This is a genomic window from Litoribacter ruber (genome assembly GCF_018500185.1).
GTDB classification, from domain to species: domain Bacteria; phylum Bacteroidota; class Bacteroidia; order Cytophagales; family Cyclobacteriaceae; genus Litoribacter; species Litoribacter ruber.
This window is the reverse complement of the sequence record NZ_JAHBGI010000011.1, coordinates 96,595-112,738: the sequence shown is the minus strand read 5'-3', so window position 1 is coordinate 112,738 and position 16,144 is coordinate 96,595. Positions and strand designations below refer to the sequence as shown.

17 protein-coding genes and 1 riboswitch are annotated in these 16,144 nt (G+C 44.5%); of the genes, 11 read left to right on the top strand and 6 right to left on the bottom strand.

All coding sequences use genetic code 11. From position 1 onward, the window contains the following. Nucleotides 1–104 precede the first annotated feature (104 nt). From KIH41_RS14650 to KIH41_RS14640, 3 genes are all read left to right on the top strand, one after another. A complete protein-coding gene (locus tag KIH41_RS14650; protein WP_214162858.1) occupies nt 105–995 on the top strand; it encodes a patatin-like phospholipase family protein in 891 nt (296 codons plus the stop codon). Then, nucleotides 992–1,612 carry a class I SAM-dependent methyltransferase gene (locus KIH41_RS14645; protein ID WP_214162857.1) on the top strand — a complete coding sequence of 207 codons (621 nt, stop codon included), beginning with the start codon at nt 992–994 and terminating at the stop codon, nt 1,610–1,612. The genes KIH41_RS14650 and KIH41_RS14645 overlap by 4 nt, the downstream gene beginning before the upstream one ends. Nucleotides 1,613–1,697: 85 nt before the next feature. Continuing rightward, complete coding sequence (locus tag KIH41_RS14640) at nt 1,698–2,300, top strand: trimeric intracellular cation channel family protein (protein WP_213944247.1); 603 nt, start codon at nt 1,698–1,700, stop codon at nt 2,298–2,300. Nucleotides 2,301–2,514: 214 nt separating this feature from the next. Here KIH41_RS14640 and KIH41_RS14635 read toward each other — a convergent pair whose 3' ends face one another. After that, nucleotides 2,515–3,630 carry a DUF4221 family protein gene (locus KIH41_RS14635; protein ID WP_213944248.1) on the bottom strand — a complete coding sequence of 372 codons (1,116 nt, stop codon included), beginning with the start codon at nt 3,628–3,630 and terminating at the stop codon, nt 2,515–2,517. Nucleotide 3,631: 1 nt separating this feature from the next. Beyond that, nucleotides 3,632–4,753, bottom strand: coding sequence for a DUF4221 family protein (locus KIH41_RS14630; RefSeq protein ID WP_214162856.1), 1,122 nt, complete (start codon nt 4,751–4,753; stop codon nt 3,632–3,634). Nucleotides 4,754–4,945: 192 nt separating this feature from the next. On the opposite strand from KIH41_RS14630, the gene recG reads away from it, so the two are divergent. The 6 genes from recG to tenA all read left to right on the top strand — a co-directional run bounded on the left by recG (nt 4,946) and on the right by tenA (nt 10,809). Then, complete coding sequence (gene recG, locus KIH41_RS14625) at nt 4,946–7,039, top strand: ATP-dependent DNA helicase RecG (protein ID WP_214162855.1); 2,094 nt, start codon at nt 4,946–4,948, stop codon at nt 7,037–7,039. Between the two features lie 165 nt (nt 7,040–7,204). Beyond that, a complete protein-coding gene (locus KIH41_RS14620) occupies nt 7,205–7,666 on the top strand; it encodes a GlcG/HbpS family heme-binding protein (RefSeq protein ID WP_214162854.1) in 462 nt (153 codons plus the stop codon). 40 nt (nt 7,667–7,706) lie between these two features. Continuing rightward, nucleotides 7,707–7,798, top strand: a riboswitch (TPP riboswitch). A gap of 35 nt (nt 7,799–7,833) precedes the next feature. After that, the gene (thiM, locus tag KIH41_RS14615; protein WP_213944252.1) at nt 7,834–8,625 is read left to right on the top strand and encodes a hydroxyethylthiazole kinase; all 792 of its coding nucleotides are present in this window, start codon (nt 7,834–7,836) and stop codon (nt 8,623–8,625) included. Next, the gene (thiE, locus tag KIH41_RS14610; RefSeq protein WP_214162853.1) at nt 8,626–9,267 is read left to right on the top strand and encodes a thiamine phosphate synthase; all 642 of its coding nucleotides are present in this window, start codon (nt 8,626–8,628) and stop codon (nt 9,265–9,267) included. Between the two features lie 59 nt (nt 9,268–9,326). Then, a complete protein-coding gene (gene thiD / locus KIH41_RS14605) occupies nt 9,327–10,166 on the top strand; it encodes a bifunctional hydroxymethylpyrimidine kinase/phosphomethylpyrimidine kinase (protein ID WP_213944254.1) in 840 nt (279 codons plus the stop codon). Then, nucleotides 10,156–10,809, top strand: a complete 654-nt coding sequence (gene tenA / locus KIH41_RS14600) for a thiaminase II (RefSeq protein ID WP_213944255.1) — start codon at nt 10,156–10,158, stop codon at nt 10,807–10,809. The genes thiD and tenA overlap by 11 nt, the downstream gene beginning before the upstream one ends. 204 nt (nt 10,810–11,013) lie before the next feature. On the opposite strand, the gene KIH41_RS14595 is transcribed toward tenA, so the two are convergent. Then, nucleotides 11,014–12,606, bottom strand: coding sequence for an ATP-dependent DNA helicase (locus tag KIH41_RS14595; protein ID WP_213944256.1), 1,593 nt, complete (start codon nt 12,604–12,606; stop codon nt 11,014–11,016). A gap of 48 nt (nt 12,607–12,654) precedes the next feature. Beyond that, complete coding sequence (locus tag KIH41_RS14590; RefSeq protein WP_213944257.1) at nt 12,655–14,037, bottom strand: MATE family efflux transporter; 1,383 nt, start codon at nt 14,035–14,037, stop codon at nt 12,655–12,657. Nucleotides 14,038–14,573: 536 nt separating this feature from the next. Here KIH41_RS14590 and KIH41_RS14585 point away from each other — a divergent pair. Next, complete coding sequence (locus KIH41_RS14585; protein WP_213944258.1) at nt 14,574–14,930, top strand: DUF3127 domain-containing protein; 357 nt, start codon at nt 14,574–14,576, stop codon at nt 14,928–14,930. A 66-nt stretch (nt 14,931–14,996) separates the two neighbouring features. Here the strand turns inward: KIH41_RS14585 and KIH41_RS14580 are convergent, their stop codons facing one another. Next, nucleotides 14,997–15,146, bottom strand: coding sequence for a hypothetical protein (locus KIH41_RS14580; RefSeq protein ID WP_213944259.1), 150 nt, complete (start codon nt 15,144–15,146; stop codon nt 14,997–14,999). 129 nt (nt 15,147–15,275) lie between these two features. Here KIH41_RS14580 and KIH41_RS14575 point away from each other — a divergent pair, with 129 nt between their 5' ends. Next, nucleotides 15,276–15,476 carry a DUF5652 family protein gene (locus tag KIH41_RS14575; protein WP_213944260.1) on the top strand — a complete coding sequence of 67 codons (201 nt, stop codon included), beginning with the start codon at nt 15,276–15,278 and terminating at the stop codon, nt 15,474–15,476. A 22-nt stretch (nt 15,477–15,498) separates the two neighbouring features. On the opposite strand, the gene KIH41_RS14570 is transcribed toward KIH41_RS14575, so the two are convergent. Further along, the gene (locus KIH41_RS14570; protein WP_213944261.1) at nt 15,499–16,101 is read right to left on the bottom strand and encodes a nitroreductase family protein; all 603 of its coding nucleotides are present in this window, start codon (nt 16,099–16,101) and stop codon (nt 15,499–15,501) included. Between the last annotated feature and the right edge of the window lie 43 nt (nt 16,102–16,144).

Here is a 16,144-nt window from a genome sequence, read left to right as displayed (position 1 = left end):
TAAATTTAGGTTTCGGTTTAAAGCATTTGCTCAAATCGGAAAGAAAAACTTTGCGGACCTTCGCGTACTTTGTGGTTAATTAAAAACGAATTTAATTAAATACTATGGATCAAAAAACCGTTTCTTTAGTCCTTTCAAGCGGTGGCGCCAGGGGGTTGGCCCATATTGGCACCATTGAAGTGTTGGAGGAAAACGGTTTTCAGATCAGTTCCGTCGCCGGTTGCTCCATGGGGGCATTGATCGCCGGGGTATACGCCAAAGGCAACCTGCCCGAATTCAAGGAATGGATCAGCAATCTTGATAGGGTCGACGTGTTTTCCCTCATGGATTTCACGATTTCCACCTCCGGATTTATCAAGGGGGAAAAGGTCTTCCAAGTGATCCAGACCCTTTTGGGGGATTGCCTTATCGAAGATCTTCCTATTCCCTTCGCCTGCAATGCGGTAAATATTATCAGCGGACAGGAGAAAGTTTTCACCAAAGGCAGCCTTTTTTCTGCAATCAGGGCTTCGGCAGCCATCCCTACCGTAATCCAACCCGCCTTGATCGATAATATTTCCTACATTGACGGCGGTATCCTAAATCCAATTCCAGTTGAATTAATCAAAGACAACCAGGCTACATTGAGGATTGCCTCTGATGTAAACGGGCCACAACAATGTCTAGTAAGACAAAAAGTATTGGAAGAAGGTAGCAGCAGAATTGCCATCCCTGCCTGGGTCAATGAATACAAGGCAAAAGTCTCCAAATACCTGCCCAGAGAGAAAAAGGCACCTAAGGTCAAAACCCTGAGCTTTTTGGACCTGATGAACCTGTCCATGGACATGATGCAGGACAGAATATCCGATTACATCCTCGAGCAGCACCCTGTGGATGTACACGTGAAAATCAGCAGGAAACAATGCGGCACGTTTGAATTTTACCGAGCAAAGGAAATTATTGAAATCGGCCGGGAAATAACCACGGAGGCCTTGCGGGAAAAAAATCTAATATGAACATCGCCCAGCTCAACCAACTATTAGGCAATATTGACATCTACCTGCTGGATCAGATTTTGAAAGGCAGGTTTACCCCGGAAATGAAAATTCTGGACGCAGGATGCGGTGAAGGGAGAAACACCCATTATTTCATAAGGGAAGGATTCCAGATTTTTGGGGTGGACAACAATCCCATCGCCATCCAAATGGCCCGGATCTATGCCCAAACCATCCTACCGGAATATGATACCCAACGGTTTCAGACAGATTTGGTGGAGGACATGATCTTTCACAAAGGAGCCTTTGATGCGGTCATTTCCTCGGCTGTCATGCATTTTGCCAAAAATGAAGAGCACTTTGTCCAACTGTGGGATGAAATGATGCGTGTGTTGAAACCAGGAGGTATATTCTTTCTTCGATGCTGCACTGCCATGGGGGGAATAGTGGAGGAAAGCCAAAGAACCGAAGAAGGGCAGCATCTACTACCAGATGGCAATACACGGTTTCTGCTTTCTGAGAGCTTGCTGGACATACTAATGCACCGACACAATTTACAGCACCTGGAAGACCCAAAAACCGTATTGGTGCACCACAAGCGAACCATGGGGACTTTTGTAATGAAGAAATTAAAATAACCACAGAGGATCAGAGGGCCCAGAGAAACAAAAAAGCGAGAACATCCCGTCTCCGGTCCTCTTCCGTCTGCTAAATGATAAGCAAATGGACATTCAATACCCACTTGAATTAATCGGTACCTTCATGTTTGCCATATCCGGTGCCTTGGCCGTGCAGGATAGGGAGCATGATTTATTTGGGGCCGGCTTCACGGGCTTCATTACGGCAATCGGCGGTGGTAGCCTCAGGGATATTATACTAGGCAGTTACCCTTTGGTATGGGTGGGCGATGTCTGGTTCCTTTACGCCATATTCTTGGGTATCTTAACGGCTTTTCTTTTTCACCGGAGTTTGGGGAAGTTACGTCGAACTCTATTCCTGTTTGATACTTTTGGGATTGGGTTTTTCACTATTCTTGGAGTGGAAAAAGCATTGAGTCTAGGGGTACAGGTGGAAATAGCCGCCATCATGGGCATGTTTTCTGCCGTGATGGGAGGCGTGATCCGGGACACGCTGACCAATGAGGTCCCCATCCTCTTTAGAAGGGAAGTGTATGCCAGTGCCTGCCTAGCCGGTGCGATCATTTATTTGGTGCTCAACCATTTTGGCCTGGACAGAGATCCCAACATGCTCATTTCCATCGGCATCGTGATCATCATCAGGTTGGTAGCGGTTAAGTACAAGTTGAGCTTGCCGAGGTTGGAGTAGAGAAAAAAGGACACAGAGTTGCACCGAGTTTAAACAGGAGTTTCNGCATCGTGATCATCATCAGGTTGGTAGCGGTTAAGTACAAGTTGAGCTTGCCGAGGTTGGAGTAGAGAAAAAAGGACACAGAGTTGCACCGAGTTTAAACAGGAGTTTCGCAGAGTTTCTTTGCGGAGAAATCAAAATAAGTTTTTTTTTAGGGATTTCTTATATCTGATCAAACCTCAGTAATAGAAAGGACAATGAAGCCCAATTCATCGTTTATATTTTCATAAAGGTATAATTTGCCTTCCCTCACGAACGGCTTGAAATACTTTTTCTTCAAGGGTGTCACTCCCTCATACACCTGCTGAAATTCCTTGTCAAGAATGGTTAATACTGTTTTGAATTCTTTTTGTCCATCCACTTCCTTATCCAAAAGGTAGGTTAACCTGTAAAACCTTTCGGCGGTAGAATCAAATATCCATTGACTGAAAAATATATCATTTCGAAAAGAGTTGCCTATTTCCATTAATTCATCCTGCGTATCTACTTCTCTTCTCGCAAACTCCTTAGGCGTGTTGGCTGTCAGTTTAGCTTGGAAATCATGTTGAATAATACTATTCTCTTCAGGATCATATATTAAAAGCTGATTATCCACGGAATTGCTTATAAGTACTTTTTCCCCATATGAAGACAAATATTTACCTACCCAATTAATTTCTGTCTGCGTTTTATCATGAACTTTAACAGTAAACCTATCCAAGGCTGTTAATTGATCAACGGGTAACTTAATTGCTTCATTGGACTCCAAATCAAACTTTACAATTCCATCTGTTACTGCCCAACCTTTTGCATAAAAAGTTACATATGTTTTTCCATTTTTTAATAAAATACCCTCAGGTGAGACAATCTCACCCTTTTCCATGACCTCTTCTGATAGTGTAGAAAATTTATGGTATTCCTTTCTATGAGCTTTGTCTGTAAAAATACCTATTGAAGTAAAATTTGATATAAGATAATTCCCATTAGTCAAATCTTGAAATCTATATACTTGTCCGGTACCATGTGGCCCCTCCTTTTCAAAGGGGATTTTGTGAGAAAGCCTAAGATTATCCATATCAATCACCTCGAGCAGATTTTCATTGTCATTGAAATTATACAATGCTCTGCCATCAGAACTAAGCTCCGCACGATAGAGCCCACTTCTTAAATAAATAAAATCCTCCCCCGCATCCACCATCACGGTGTCCACTTCAAAAGTCAGGGTTAGTTGCTGAGCTCCTTCTTCGGAACCCTTGTCAGAGCAGGCGATGCCAAACATCAGAGATAGGGGCAATAAAAATCTTTTCATATTATGCTTCATTGATGGTAAGGACGATAAATGCAAGTTCGTCATTGATGTTTTCGAAGAGGTAAAGCTTTCCACCTCTTACAAACGGATTGAAGTAATTACTTTTCAATGGTGTGAGACCTTCATACAACTGCTGAAAATCCTTGTCAAAAACTGTCAGCACTACTTTATATTCCTCCTGGTCTTCCCCAACCTCCCTTTCAAATATATGGCTCAGTCTGTAAAATCTTTCAGATAGAGGATCAAAAAGCCATTTTCCAAAGTAGACCTCGTTACGGTAAGTCTCACCCACTTCTCCTATTTCTTCAAATGTATCAAAATCCCTCTTATTAGGCTCCTTAGAATAGTTAGGTGTCAATAGAGCTTCATAAGAATGTTGAGAAATGCTATTATGGTTAGGGTCAATAACCAAAAGTTGATTTTCTACTGAATTGCTGATGAGCAACTTTTCCTCATGCCACGAAAGATGGTTGGCCACCATACTTATTTCCATTTTATATTCATCATGGGATTTCATCGTATACCTATCCAAAGCTTTCAATTGATCTACAGGAAATCTTAAGATCTCACGGGTTTCAAGGTCTAGCTTGGCGATACCATGGGCACCTGCCCATCCTTTAGCATAAAATGACACAAAGTACTTTCCATCCTCTGATAAAATACCATCCGACGAAACGACTTCACCCTCTTCGAGAATACCTGAAGGAACCTTCGAAAAATCATATGAATCCTCCCTTTGGCCTTGCTCTGAAAAAATACCAATTGATGTAAAATTGGACAAAAGGTACCTCCCATCACTCAAATTTTGAACTCCATATACGTTTCCGGTACCATTTGGTCCTTCCTTCTCAAATGGGATTTTATGAGAGAGCCGAAGATTATCCAGATCAATGACCTCGAGAAGATTCTCATTGAAATCAAAATTATAAAATGTCGTTCCATCAGAACTCAAGTCCGATTGATGGAGTCCACCTGCCAAAAAAATAATATCATCCCCCGCATCCACCATCACGGTGTCAAGCTCAAAGTTGAGAGAAAGTGATTGGCTTTGGGAAAGATCCTTTGGGTTTTCTGAACAAGCAAAAAACAAAGCCGCTGCAAAAATTGGATAAAACTTTTTCATAACTTGGTTATAAATATGACTAAAAAATTAAAACTCTGCACTAATCATTAATAAATTTTAAGTTTTAAAAAGTCATAGATACGACAATTTATTAGTGCATTGAAGGCAAAGTAGGTTTTTGTACCTTCTTAGCCATCTTTTCCTGGATTTGTTTTAATTTGGGAAGTTTTTAAAACATACCCCTTTCAACCCGTGCCCGGCTACTTCGATACCAAAATAGAATTTCTGAAAGGCGTAGGCCCCCAAAAAGCTGAGTTGCTCAACAAAGAACTCAACATTTTTACTTTTGGGGAATTGCTGCAGCATTATCCTTTCCGGTATGAAGACCGCACCAAGTTTTACAAAATCCGACACCTCACCCCCGAACTTGATCACGTACAGATATTGGGCAGGTTGGTCAAAATAGAAACCATCGGTGACGGGAGAAGGAAGCGGCTGGTAGGCTACTTCAGAGACGAAACCGGGGAAATGGAACTGACCTGGTTTAAAGGGGTACAATGGGTGGTCAAAAAACTTACCGTTGGAGCGGTTTATATTGCTTTTGGAAAGCCCAATCAATACGGTCGCAAATTCAGCATCGCCCACCCCGAACTCGAAATCTATACAGCGGCAACAGAAAACCGAAATGCCTTTCAGCCGGTCTATTCCACTACCGAAAAACTACGGGCAAAATTTCTCGACAGCAAGGGCATTTCCAAAATCATGGAAATCCTGCTGCAAAATGCCCTACCTCAGATCCACGAAACTTTACCGACAAGCATTTTGGAGAGGTTCAACCTTCTGGCAAAAAAGCCTGCGATCAAAGAAATACACTTTCCCTCAAACCCTGAGGTTTTGAGAAAAGCCATTTATAGGCTAAAGTTTGAGGAGTTTTTTTATGTACAGCTCAGGTTGTTGAAACTTAAATTGACCCGAACGGAGAAATCCCAGGGGCAGATTCTTTCAGATACCAACCTGCTGACGGAATTTTATAAAAACCATATCCCGTTTGAACTTACCGGAGCGCAGAAAAGGGTGATCAAGGAGGCTTATAACGACATGCGATCGGGAAAGCAGATGAACCGGTTGATCCAAGGCGATGTAGGGAGCGGCAAAACCATGGTGGCTTTTATCTGCTGCCTGGTGGCCATAGGCTCATCGTCACAGGCTTGTCTGATGGCACCCACGGAGATTTTGGCCAACCAGCATCATGAGGGCTTGAAGGAATTTGCGGATATGATGGGGCTCAATATTGCCTTGCTGACAGGCAGCACCAAGAAGTCGGAACGGAAAAAGATCCATGCAGCTTTGTTGAGCGGAGAACTCCATATACTTATCGGCACCCATGCGCTTTTGGAAGATATCGTCCAGTTCAAGAATCTTGGCCTAGCCATCGTGGATGAGCAGCACAGATTCGGTGTGGCCCAGCGGGCAAAACTTTGGGCCAAAAACAAGCAGTTTGTTCCGCATGTACTGGTCATGACCGCCACGCCTATTCCCAGGACTTTGGCGATGACCCTTTACGGGGATCTCGACATTTCGGTCATTGATGAGCTACCGGCTGGCAGAAAACCTATCCAGACTGTACACCGCTATGACAAGGACAGGCTCAAGGTTTTTGGGTTTATCAAGAAAGAAATCGAATTGGGCAGGCAGGTTTATATAGTCTATCCGCTCATTGAGGAATCGGAAAAGATGGATTTAAAGAGCTTGATGGATGGATATGAAAGTATCGCCAGGGCCTTTCCGCAATATCCACTCAGCATCGTGCACGGAGCAATGAAGCCGGCTGACAAGGATTACGAGATGCAGCGGTTTGTCAAAGGAGAAACCAAGATCATGGTGGCCACCACCGTGATTGAGGTGGGTGTAAATGTGCCCAATGCCTCAGTCATGATCATTGAAAATGCAGAAAGGTTTGGCCTCTCCCAGCTCCACCAGCTCAGAGGGCGCGTGGGACGTGGCGCCGAGCAGTCCTATTGTGTGCTGATGAGCAAATATGAACTCTCAAAAGACAGCCGAATCCGCCTTAACACCATGGTCAGAACAAATAACGGTTTTGAGATTGCAGATGTAGATCTCAAACTGCGTGGCCCTGGTGACCTGATGGGCACACAGCAGAGTGGCATCATGGACCTGCTGATCGGTGACCTGAGCAAGGATGCCCCTATCTTGGCCATTGCAAGAGATGCCGCCCAGAATATCCTGGCCGAGGACCCTGATCTCAGCCACCCCAGCAATGCCCTGATCCTACGGCAGGTCCAAAGCCAAAGAAAACATCAGGTCAATTGGAGCCGGATAAGTTGAGGCGTAAAAGAAAAGGAAACAGAGTTTAAATGGGTTTTAAAAAAAAATAGTTTCACAGAGTTTTTTGCTGAAGCCTGACAAACACCTCCCCTTTAATAATTTTCAGCTTTTGGAAAATCTCAGCTAGGAAATCCGTAAATTTAATCTCCACTAATTTTCTTCACCATGGACATCAAAAAAAGACTTTTAATCGCTTTATTTTTCTTTTCCATCACCAACCTTGCCCTTTCCCAAACCCGTGCCCTTGACCTGGAGGCTGCACAGAAGATTTCAGATGCGGCTGAGGAGCGGGCCAGACAGGACAACTGGAACGTGGTCATTGCCATTTTGGATGAAGGTGGGCATTTGCTGGCCTTGAGGCGCATGGACGGCACCCAGGTGGGCAGCGTGGAAGTGGCCATTGCCAAAGCAAAAACTTCTGTCTATTTCAAGCGGTCTACCAAGGTTTTTGAAGATGGAGCCAAGAGCGGAAACAGCCATTTAATGAGTTTGCCGAATGTGGTAGCCGTGGAAGGTGGGTTGCCAATCAAAGATGGAGACCGCGTGATAGGAGCCATCGGAATCAGTGGGGTAACAAGCGAACAGGATGGAATCATCGCCGAAGCGGCTCTAAAAGCTTGGCCATAAATTGCCTTCGATGGCAGAATTTACTAACTTAGTTCCCATAATCAAACTTTAGGGGTGCCCAGTTGGGCTGAGATTATACCCTTTGAACCTGATGCAGTTCGCACTGCCGAAGGAAAAAGTTGCGTATTGACTTTTCAAAGGGACTCCTAACTAAACCCACAACTACCATGGAGTCTATTATCAAAAACCTACAGCTTGTAAGGCAAAAAAGCCCGCTGGTTCACAACATCACCAATTTTGTGGTGATGAACAATACGGCCAACGCCATATTGGCCATTGGGGCCTCCCCCATCATGGCACATGCCCACCCTGAGGTGGAAGATCTCATTGACTTGGTTGGCGCCTCGGTAATCAATATCGGCACATTGGACGAATATTGGGTAGACAGCATGATGCTCGCCGCCAAAAAGGCCAACTCCATTGGCAAACCCTGGATTTTGGATCCTGTAGGTGCTGGTGCCTCCAAATACCGCAATGATACCCTTGCCGAGCTTCTCCACCACAAACCGACCGTCATCCGAGGCAACGCCTCCGAGATCATGTCTTTGGCCAAAATCGACATCGCATCCAAAGGTGTGGACAGCGCCAACACCTCCGATGAGGCCGTTGAGGCTGGAAAAAACCTCTCCAATTCTACCGGTGCCGTGGTGTGCATTTCAGGGGAAAAGGACTATGTAATCCAAGGCGACAGGGTTTCGATGATAGAAAATGGCCACGAACTCATGGGCCAAATCACGGGAATGGGCTGCACAGCCTCGGCGTTGATAGGGGCATTTGCCGCTGTAATAGATGACCCATTTGATGCCACCGTATCGGCTATGGCGGTTTTGGGCATGGCAGGGCAGATGGCCTCTGAGATGGCATCCGGTCCTGGGACCATGCAACTCTATATTTACGACTGCCTCCACCAGATGGGCGACACCGATATCACCAACCTTGCCAAAATCAGCATGCTCTAAATGGATTTTGCAGATTTTCCATTCCGCCTGTATTTAGTAACTGACCAAAAAGCCTGTCTGGGAAGGGATTTCTTTTGGGTAATGGAAGAGGCAATCAAAGGCGGCGTGGAGATCATACAGCTACGTGAAAAGGATCTTGCCACACCTGCTTTCACCGAAAAAGCCCTTCGTCTAAAGGAAATTTGTTCGAAATACAACGTGCCGTTGATAATCAATGACAACGTGGAAGTGGCCAAATCAGTAGAGGCGACAGGACTTCATATCGGGCAGAAAGATGAAAGTCTGCAACAGGTAAAAAGCCTCTTGGGCAGCCACTACCCTGTGGGCCTTTCGCTGGAACAGGCCTCAGAATTGACAAAGGCAGGCAGCGAGTTTGCCTGGTATTATGGAGTAAGCCCAATTTTCACCACTCCCACCAAAGCTGACACCTACACGGAGTGGGGCTTGAATGGGCTGCAAAACCTGAGACAGATGACCAGCAAGCCCCTGGTGGCAATAGGCAATATCAAAGTGAGCAATGCGGAGTCGGTAATTCGGGCCGGAGCGGATTGCCTGGCGGTGGTCTCCGGCATCTGCAGTGACCCTAGCCCCGCCAAGGCTGCCGAGGAATTTCGAAATCAAATTGAAAAGAGTATAAGTTAAAACCTGCCAGATTGGATAAATTTCACGAATAACCTGGCAGGTTTTATAATAAGTCACCCATGAAAAACTATTTAAGAAATAAATATATTCCCGTCCTCACCATTGCCGGATCGGACAGTGGAGGGGGCGCGGGGATACAGGCCGACCTCAAGACCTTTTCCGCACTCGGTTGCTTTGGCACCTCTGCCATTACAGCAATCACGGTTCAAAACACCTTGGGTGTGACAGCAATTCACTCCATTCCTCCTGATATCATCAAAGGGCAAATTTTGGCCGTGATTGAGGACATCAAGCCCAAGGCCATCAAAATAGGCATGCTGGACAGGCCTGAAGTTGTGGATGTCATTGTAGAAACACTTAAGAGGTATCCGAAAATCCCGGTAGTGTTTGATCCCGTGATGGTGGCCACCAGCGGGGACAAGCTCATCCAGGATGAAACCGTGGAGGCACTCGCCAAAAAACTAATCCCCCTCTGCAAAGTAATTACCCCTAATCTGGATGAGGCGGAAATACTGACCGGGATGAAAATCACTGACAAGGACGAGATGGAGATTGCCGGGCTAAAACTGATTTCTAAAGGAGCAAAGGCGGTATTGCTCAAAGGAGGGCACTTGGCTGGGGAAACGGTATACGATGTGTTGGTAAAAGATGGCAATGCCCATTTGACCTTCGACAGCCCGAAGATCCACACCAGAAATGTACACGGCACAGGCTGCACGCTCTCCTCGGCGATTGCAGCAGAATTGGCCAAAGGCCATAACTTGGAGGATGCAGTGCACAATGCTCGTGAGTACATCTGGCAGGCCATAGATCAGGGCAAAGATGTGGTGACAGGATCCGGCAATGGACCTTTAAACCATTTTTATAATCCAAAAAAACAGATTAAGCATGAAATTTAGCCAACGCGCTTGGGAGCGGATCACGCCCCTGTATGAGAAAATTTTAGCCATGCCTTTCAATCAGGAGTTGATGGAAGGAACTTTGGAAATAGAAAAGTTTAAATTTTATATGGCCCAGGATGCCTACTATCTAGGTGAATTTGGCAAAACCCTCAGCACTTTGAGCGGTCGCCTGCATGACCTCAACCATGTGCTTGCCTTTTCGGAATTTGCCAGTGGCGCCATAGTGGTGGAAAGAGCCCTACATGAAAGTTATTTTAAAGAATTCGGCATACCGGATCTGGTTAACCCCTCCCCCACCTGCCTGCTTTATACCAATTACATTCTCAATCAAGCGGCCTATTCCAATGTGGAAGTGGGTGTGGCGGGTGTATTGCCCTGCTTTTGGATTTACAAAAAAGTGGGGGATTATATTTATGAAAACCATCACCACGAGGGCCATCGATACAAAAAATGGATCGAAACCTACGCAGGTGAGGAATTTGCACAATCGGTAAAACTCGCCATTGACATCACCGATGCCCTGGCCGAGAAAGCCAGCCCCGAAGCCCAGGAAAAGATGCTGGATGCCTTCGAAATGGCCAGCAAGCTGGAGTGGATGTTTTGGGATAGCGCTTATAAAATAGAGAAATGGGAGGTTTAATTTCAAAATTAACCGCTGAGGCCCAGAGGTACCAGAGATTAAAAATTAACTGCTGAGAAACGCAAAGTGAGTGAGAAGTAAAAAATGAAAGGTTTGAGGTTATTTCAAAAATCCACTTTTTACTTCTCACTTCTTACTAATTTTCTCCGAGCTCTCCGCGCCTCTGTGGTTTTTAAAAATTATTCCTATTTAAAGTCAAATTTTTCACTCGTTTTTCACGTAAGTCCGATTCTCGAGCCAGTCTTTTACTTGTAGGAATTGTTGCCATTTTAGGGTCTGGGTAATGTCGACTACCGATTGGATTTCGTCGAAAAGTTCTTGGGCAGCCCTGTAATTTCCCTCTTTAAAAGCTGCGAAAGCATACCTACAGGCCACAAATGCCCGTGCATATTCCAATTCCTGCTCAATGTAAATGGAGTCTGACTGTTGCTTGCTGAAATTTAGACTATCGGGACTGACTTTGACGCTATTTTCCCAAATTTTTCCTTTTAGCACCAAGCCCTCCAAATTGGTACATCTGCTCAATGCCACATATACCTGCCCCGCCTCAAAGCTTCTGCTGATATCCAGAATAGCCTTGTCAAAGGTTAGGCCTTGGCTTTTATGCACCGTGATTGCCCAGGCAAGTTTCAGGGGAAATTGGGACAGGGTACCTACTGTTTCTGAGTCCAAATGATCCTCTTTTTCATTGTACTTGTATTCGATATTTTCCCACAGCTCTCTTTTAACTTCATATATCCTCCCCCGGTCGTTCTGCACCTTGATTACATCCTGCTTCAACTCAAGCACTTTCCCGATCATACCATTGTAAAAGCCGGAATCCGGATTGTTTTTCATAAAAATCACTTGGGCACCAGCTTTTAAAACAAGTTCCAGGGGATCAAAGGGCTTTAGACTGGCTGGAAAATTTCCCGTTATCTCCGGAGAATATTTCCATTCCTTTCCCTTCAGCTCCTTTAATTTCATTTCATTTATCCCATTGATCGTATGATTATGGGTTCCCAAAAGGATATATCCCTCGTCTAGGAGTTTAAAGTCGTACTTGGAGGTGGTTTGGTTGAGAAGCTGTATGTCCTGATAGGTATGCTGGTTTTCCCTGACCCTATTCAACAGGTTTTTAAAATCTTCGTCTTTTTGCCTATATATTTTCTGGAGTTCTATATGAATGGGAGCGAGTTCCTGAAAGGCCCTTGAGCCAAAGAAAAAACGGGTTTGATAAAAAGGCTCCAAATGCTGCCACTCTTCATTTCTCACTACGGGCGGAAGCTGAAACGGATCCCCAATCAGGATCAGCTGCACCCCGCCAAAAGGCAAATGGTGTTTTTTTCTAAAAACCCTCAGAATTTTGTCAATTACATCCAGCATCTCCACTCTGACCATGGAAACCTCATCAATGACAAGCAAGTCCAGCTTTTTGAAAATATTGATCTTCTCTCTGGAATATTGGAATGTATTGTATATCGAAACTTTTTTATCGTGGGTTTTGGCGCTTAGCCTTGGATCGTCGGGCAAAAACAGCTGCCGAGGATCGATGCGGAAAAAGGAATGAAGGGTCTTTCCCTTGGCGTTAATCGCGGCCACGCCCGTTGGGGCCACCACGGCCATTCTCTTGTCTATGCCCAGGTGCTTGAGGGTATGCAAAAAGGTGGTCTTACCCGTTCCGGCTTTCCCTGTAAGGAAAAGCGACCTGTCCGAAAAAAGGGCAATCTCCATGGCCTGGATGAATTGATGGTTGTCAATATCCAGACCCTTTGAGACAAACTCCTTGTGAAAAAAGTCTTTAATACTAAATGCCATAGACCTTAAAGATACCCAAATTTAAGCTCATCCGGAAAAATTAAACGTTTAAACCGAATTGGAATGCCGGTAGCGGAAGACTCTCATTTTCCAGTATCCCATCTTGAAATACACGAATGCGACAATTGCAGCCACAAGATTGGAAGCAGGAAATGCCCACCAAATCCCCTCGTAGCCCAAGGGGGTTTTATAGGCCAAAACATAAGCCAATGGAAAACGGATCACCCAGAGGCTCAAAATGGAAATGAACATGGAGGCTTTGGTAAAGCCCGCCCCGTTGAACACCCCGTTCAATATTTGCTGCACACCCAATAGCCCAAAGCTTGGAGCCATGATTTTTATAAATAATGCACCGTCACGGATTACCGTGGGCTCATTGGGCACAAAAAAGGCCGTCAGGGGTTCTGCAAATATGAAAAGTAAGATCCCGATAAAGGTAAGTCCAAAAAAAGCGATGTTTGCACTGAGGTTTCCGACTTTCTCCGCTCTTTTGATTTTTCTTGCCCCTATATTTTGGCCTACCAGCGAGGTGGTGGCAATGGCGAATCCCAATGCCGGTATGATCACAAAACTGAGTATCCTGGCCCCGATTCCATAGGCAGCCACCACTTCACTCCCAAAACTAGTGACCAATATTATCATCATCACCATGGCCAAAGCGCGGGTAGATTGCTCCACACTGGAGGGTATCCCCAGATAAACCATTTTTTTGACCCAAGGAAAGTCAAAACGCATCATGGAAAGCTTGACCCTAATCCCAATTTTGCCTCTAAACAAGAGGTAAATTCCTGTGGCAGCCGAAAGCCCTTGGGTGATCACACTGGCCACCGCAGCTCCTGCCACACCGAAACCTGGAATGGGCCCAAAGCCAAATATGAATAACGGGTCAAGAACAAGATTTAGGAAAACCGTGACCAAGATGACATACACCGGCAACATGACATTTCCAATCCCACGCATGAGGGATTGAAAGACAAAAAACATGAACAGGAAAATAAAGCCGATGGAGGACACTTTGAAATAAGACACTGAGTCTTCCAAAATCTCCGGCCCCGCCCCTACCAAGGTCATCATGGGCCGAGCGGCAAAAAAACCGATTACCGATAGGACAAGTGAAACCCAGAAAATGACTATCACCGTTTGGCTGGAGCTATAATTCACCTGTTCTTGGTCTTCGGCTCCATGGTGTTGCGCCACCATCACGGTGCCAGCTAGGGTAAGCCCGCCACCGATTGCCAAGATGAGAAACAAGATCGGAAAGCTCAAACTCACGGCCGCCACAGCATTTGCACCCAACCTTCCCAGCCAAAAGGTGTCGATCAGTTGGTAAGCGGTCTGTAAAATATTTGCCAAAATGATGGGGCCAGCCAAGCTGACCAATGAACTCAGGATTTTCCCTTCAGTAAATTTTTTCCTTTTTCCTGATGCCATAAAAATTGTTTGAATCCATAAATAACCACCTGCCGGCCCGGATTAGTTTCTTCAAATCGAAATCTTATCCAAATCTGTTCCTCAAAGGATCTAATCGTTTAAAAAACGTAAATTGTATTTTGTAGATGGTAAAAAGTGAGTGTTAATTTTTTACATTTTTGCAGAAAACACAGTTGGAGTATCATTTCATCCAGTTAATTATTTATTACACCCATTTCACTAAGTAATTTGATTAATTGGTTGATAGAATGATTCGTTGGAAATGAAAAGCAAAAATGGCAATCTCAGAAACAAATTTCATAATATTTTGATATTGAAATAAATTAAAAAGGTTTTCCATATAAAATTTTTTCGCAAAATTGTGGCTTTTGAATTATCCTAAGTTGATACAGTTCAAATTCAATATTGACAATTGACAATTCATTTAAGCCATTTCATTAACTTTCCTTTAGGAAAAAGAGAATTGAAAGTGAAAAGGGTTAATCGCTCAAAAATGATTACCTTCGTGGTTCGGAAATAATTTAAAACAGATATATATGGAAATCAGCGGAAAAATTATTCAGGTACTTCCTGAGCAAGGCGGAACGGGTAGAAACGGTGCTTGGAGAAAGCAGGACTACATCCTTGAAACCACCGGACAGTATCCAAAGAAAGTTTGTATGACCGTGTGGGGAGACAAGATCGACCAGTTCGGCATGAAAGAAGGTATGGATGTGACGGCCGGGATCGAAGTGGAAAGCAGAGAATATAATGGCAGATGGTACACCGACGTGAAGGCTTGGAGAGTTGACGCTCAAGGCGGCCAAGGTGGCGGAAATGCAGCATCTCCAAACAAGATGCCTGAAGTAACCACATTCAACGAAGACAGCGGAGACGATGTACTCCCTTTCTAAAAATCTTAAAGCGGCTCTTAGCCGCTTTTTTTCTTGCTATTTCATGCAGACTTCCATCATTGATTTTTAAAACTGATTTTGCCCGAAGGTAAATCCCAGGTAGGCCCCACCAATCATCAGCAGCAACGTGATGCCACCAACGAGCAATAGCACACCCAAGGGCACCTCCCACAATTCGCCTCCTATTTTAAACCTTATGATTTTATTAAAGTCCATATTATTTCCTTTTCTGCAAAGTTAATTTTTTTAGATGAAAGTGCAGAACTCCAGAATTTCTGCGAAAGTTTAGTATATTCAGATTGACATTCATGGATCGCTTTACCAGTAATTTTTAACCCCTTTGTTATGACAGATTCTTCCTTGTTTGAACATACCTGGTTTATCATTTTTATACTCTTAGCGGCAGCGTGGGAACTGACATGGAAAGGAATCGCCATGTGGCGTGCTGCACAAGTCAGGCAAAAGGGCTGGTTTGTGGCCTTGCTGATTCTCAATACCGCAGGCATCTTGCCTATCATCTATCTATTGATAACCCCAAAAAAATAGCCGGCGTCAACCGGCTATTTTTCTATTTCACCCAATAGACTTTCTCTTCAATTGGTTTTCTTCTGGCGGCTGGCCAATGGTCTGAGGCAGGCTTTGCTATGTAGAAAAAACCCATTAGTCTGTCTTCCTCTTCAAGCCCTAGATGCTTTTTGGCTTCAGGGTAGAAAGTAACCCCACCTGTTCCCCAATAAGCCGCCAATCCATGTGCGGATGCCGTCAGATACATATTTTGAACGGCCATGGCTACTGCGGCAATCTCCTCCATCTCGGGCAGGTTGACTTTCAGGTCCCGCTTCATGCCAATCGCAATGATGTGGGAGGCCTTTAGCGGATTTTCCTGAAGCTTTTTGTAGGTAGCTTCATTAAATGTGCCTTCGCGATCGGCTTTTTCTTTATAAAGTTGGGATTGAAAATCGGCAAATTTCTGAAGTCCCTTACCAGCAAAAACCGTAAACCTCCACGGCTCGGTCAGTTTGTGGGTGGGCGCATAATTGGCATTTTCCAACATCTCCTCAATTATGCTCTCATCTACGGGGTCATTTTCCTTAAATTGAGCCACAAACATACTTCTCCTGTTCCGGATAATCTTATTTACTTCCTCAATATTAAAATCAGGTCTTTCCATAAAGTCATTATATTTTTCTATTCAGCAAAATATCAAATTTTCA

Bases quoted from the DNA above. Each gene is read 5' to 3' on its own strand.
- KIH41_RS14650 (WP_214162858.1), top strand. From the start codon at position 105: ATGGATCAAAAAACCGTTTCTTTAGTCCTTTCAAGCGGTGGCGCCAGG.
- KIH41_RS14645 (WP_214162857.1), top strand. From the start codon at position 992: ATGAACATCGCCCAGCTCAACCAACTATTAGGCAATATTGACATCTAC.
- KIH41_RS14640 (WP_213944247.1), top strand. From the start codon at position 1,698: ATGGACATTCAATACCCACTTGAATTAATCGGTACCTTCATGTTTGCC.
- KIH41_RS14635 (WP_213944248.1), bottom strand. From the start codon at position 3,630: ATGAAAAGATTTTTATTGCCCCTATCTCTGATGTTTGGCATCGCCTGC.
- KIH41_RS14630 (WP_214162856.1), bottom strand. From the start codon at position 4,753: ATGAAAAAGTTTTATCCAATTTTTGCAGCGGCTTTGTTTTTTGCTTGT.
- KIH41_RS14620 (WP_214162854.1), top strand. From the start codon at position 7,205: ATGGACATCAAAAAAAGACTTTTAATCGCTTTATTTTTCTTTTCCATC.
- thiM (WP_213944252.1), top strand. From the start codon at position 7,834: ATGGAGTCTATTATCAAAAACCTACAGCTTGTAAGGCAAAAAAGCCCG.
- thiE (WP_214162853.1), top strand. From the start codon at position 8,626: ATGGATTTTGCAGATTTTCCATTCCGCCTGTATTTAGTAACTGACCAA.
- thiD (WP_213944254.1), top strand. From the start codon at position 9,327: ATGAAAAACTATTTAAGAAATAAATATATTCCCGTCCTCACCATTGCC.
- tenA (WP_213944255.1), top strand. From the start codon at position 10,156: ATGAAATTTAGCCAACGCGCTTGGGAGCGGATCACGCCCCTGTATGAG.
- KIH41_RS14595 (WP_213944256.1), bottom strand. From the start codon at position 12,606: ATGGCATTTAGTATTAAAGACTTTTTTCACAAGGAGTTTGTCTCAAAG.
- KIH41_RS14590 (WP_213944257.1), bottom strand. From the start codon at position 14,037: ATGGCATCAGGAAAAAGGAAAAAATTTACTGAAGGGAAAATCCTGAGT.
- KIH41_RS14585 (WP_213944258.1), top strand. From the start codon at position 14,574: ATGGAAATCAGCGGAAAAATTATTCAGGTACTTCCTGAGCAAGGCGGA.
- KIH41_RS14580 (WP_213944259.1), bottom strand. From the start codon at position 15,146: ATGGACTTTAATAAAATCATAAGGTTTAAAATAGGAGGCGAATTGTGG.
- KIH41_RS14575 (WP_213944260.1), top strand. From the start codon at position 15,276: ATGACAGATTCTTCCTTGTTTGAACATACCTGGTTTATCATTTTTATA.
- KIH41_RS14570 (WP_213944261.1), bottom strand. From the start codon at position 16,101: ATGGAAAGACCTGATTTTAATATTGAGGAAGTAAATAAGATTATCCGG.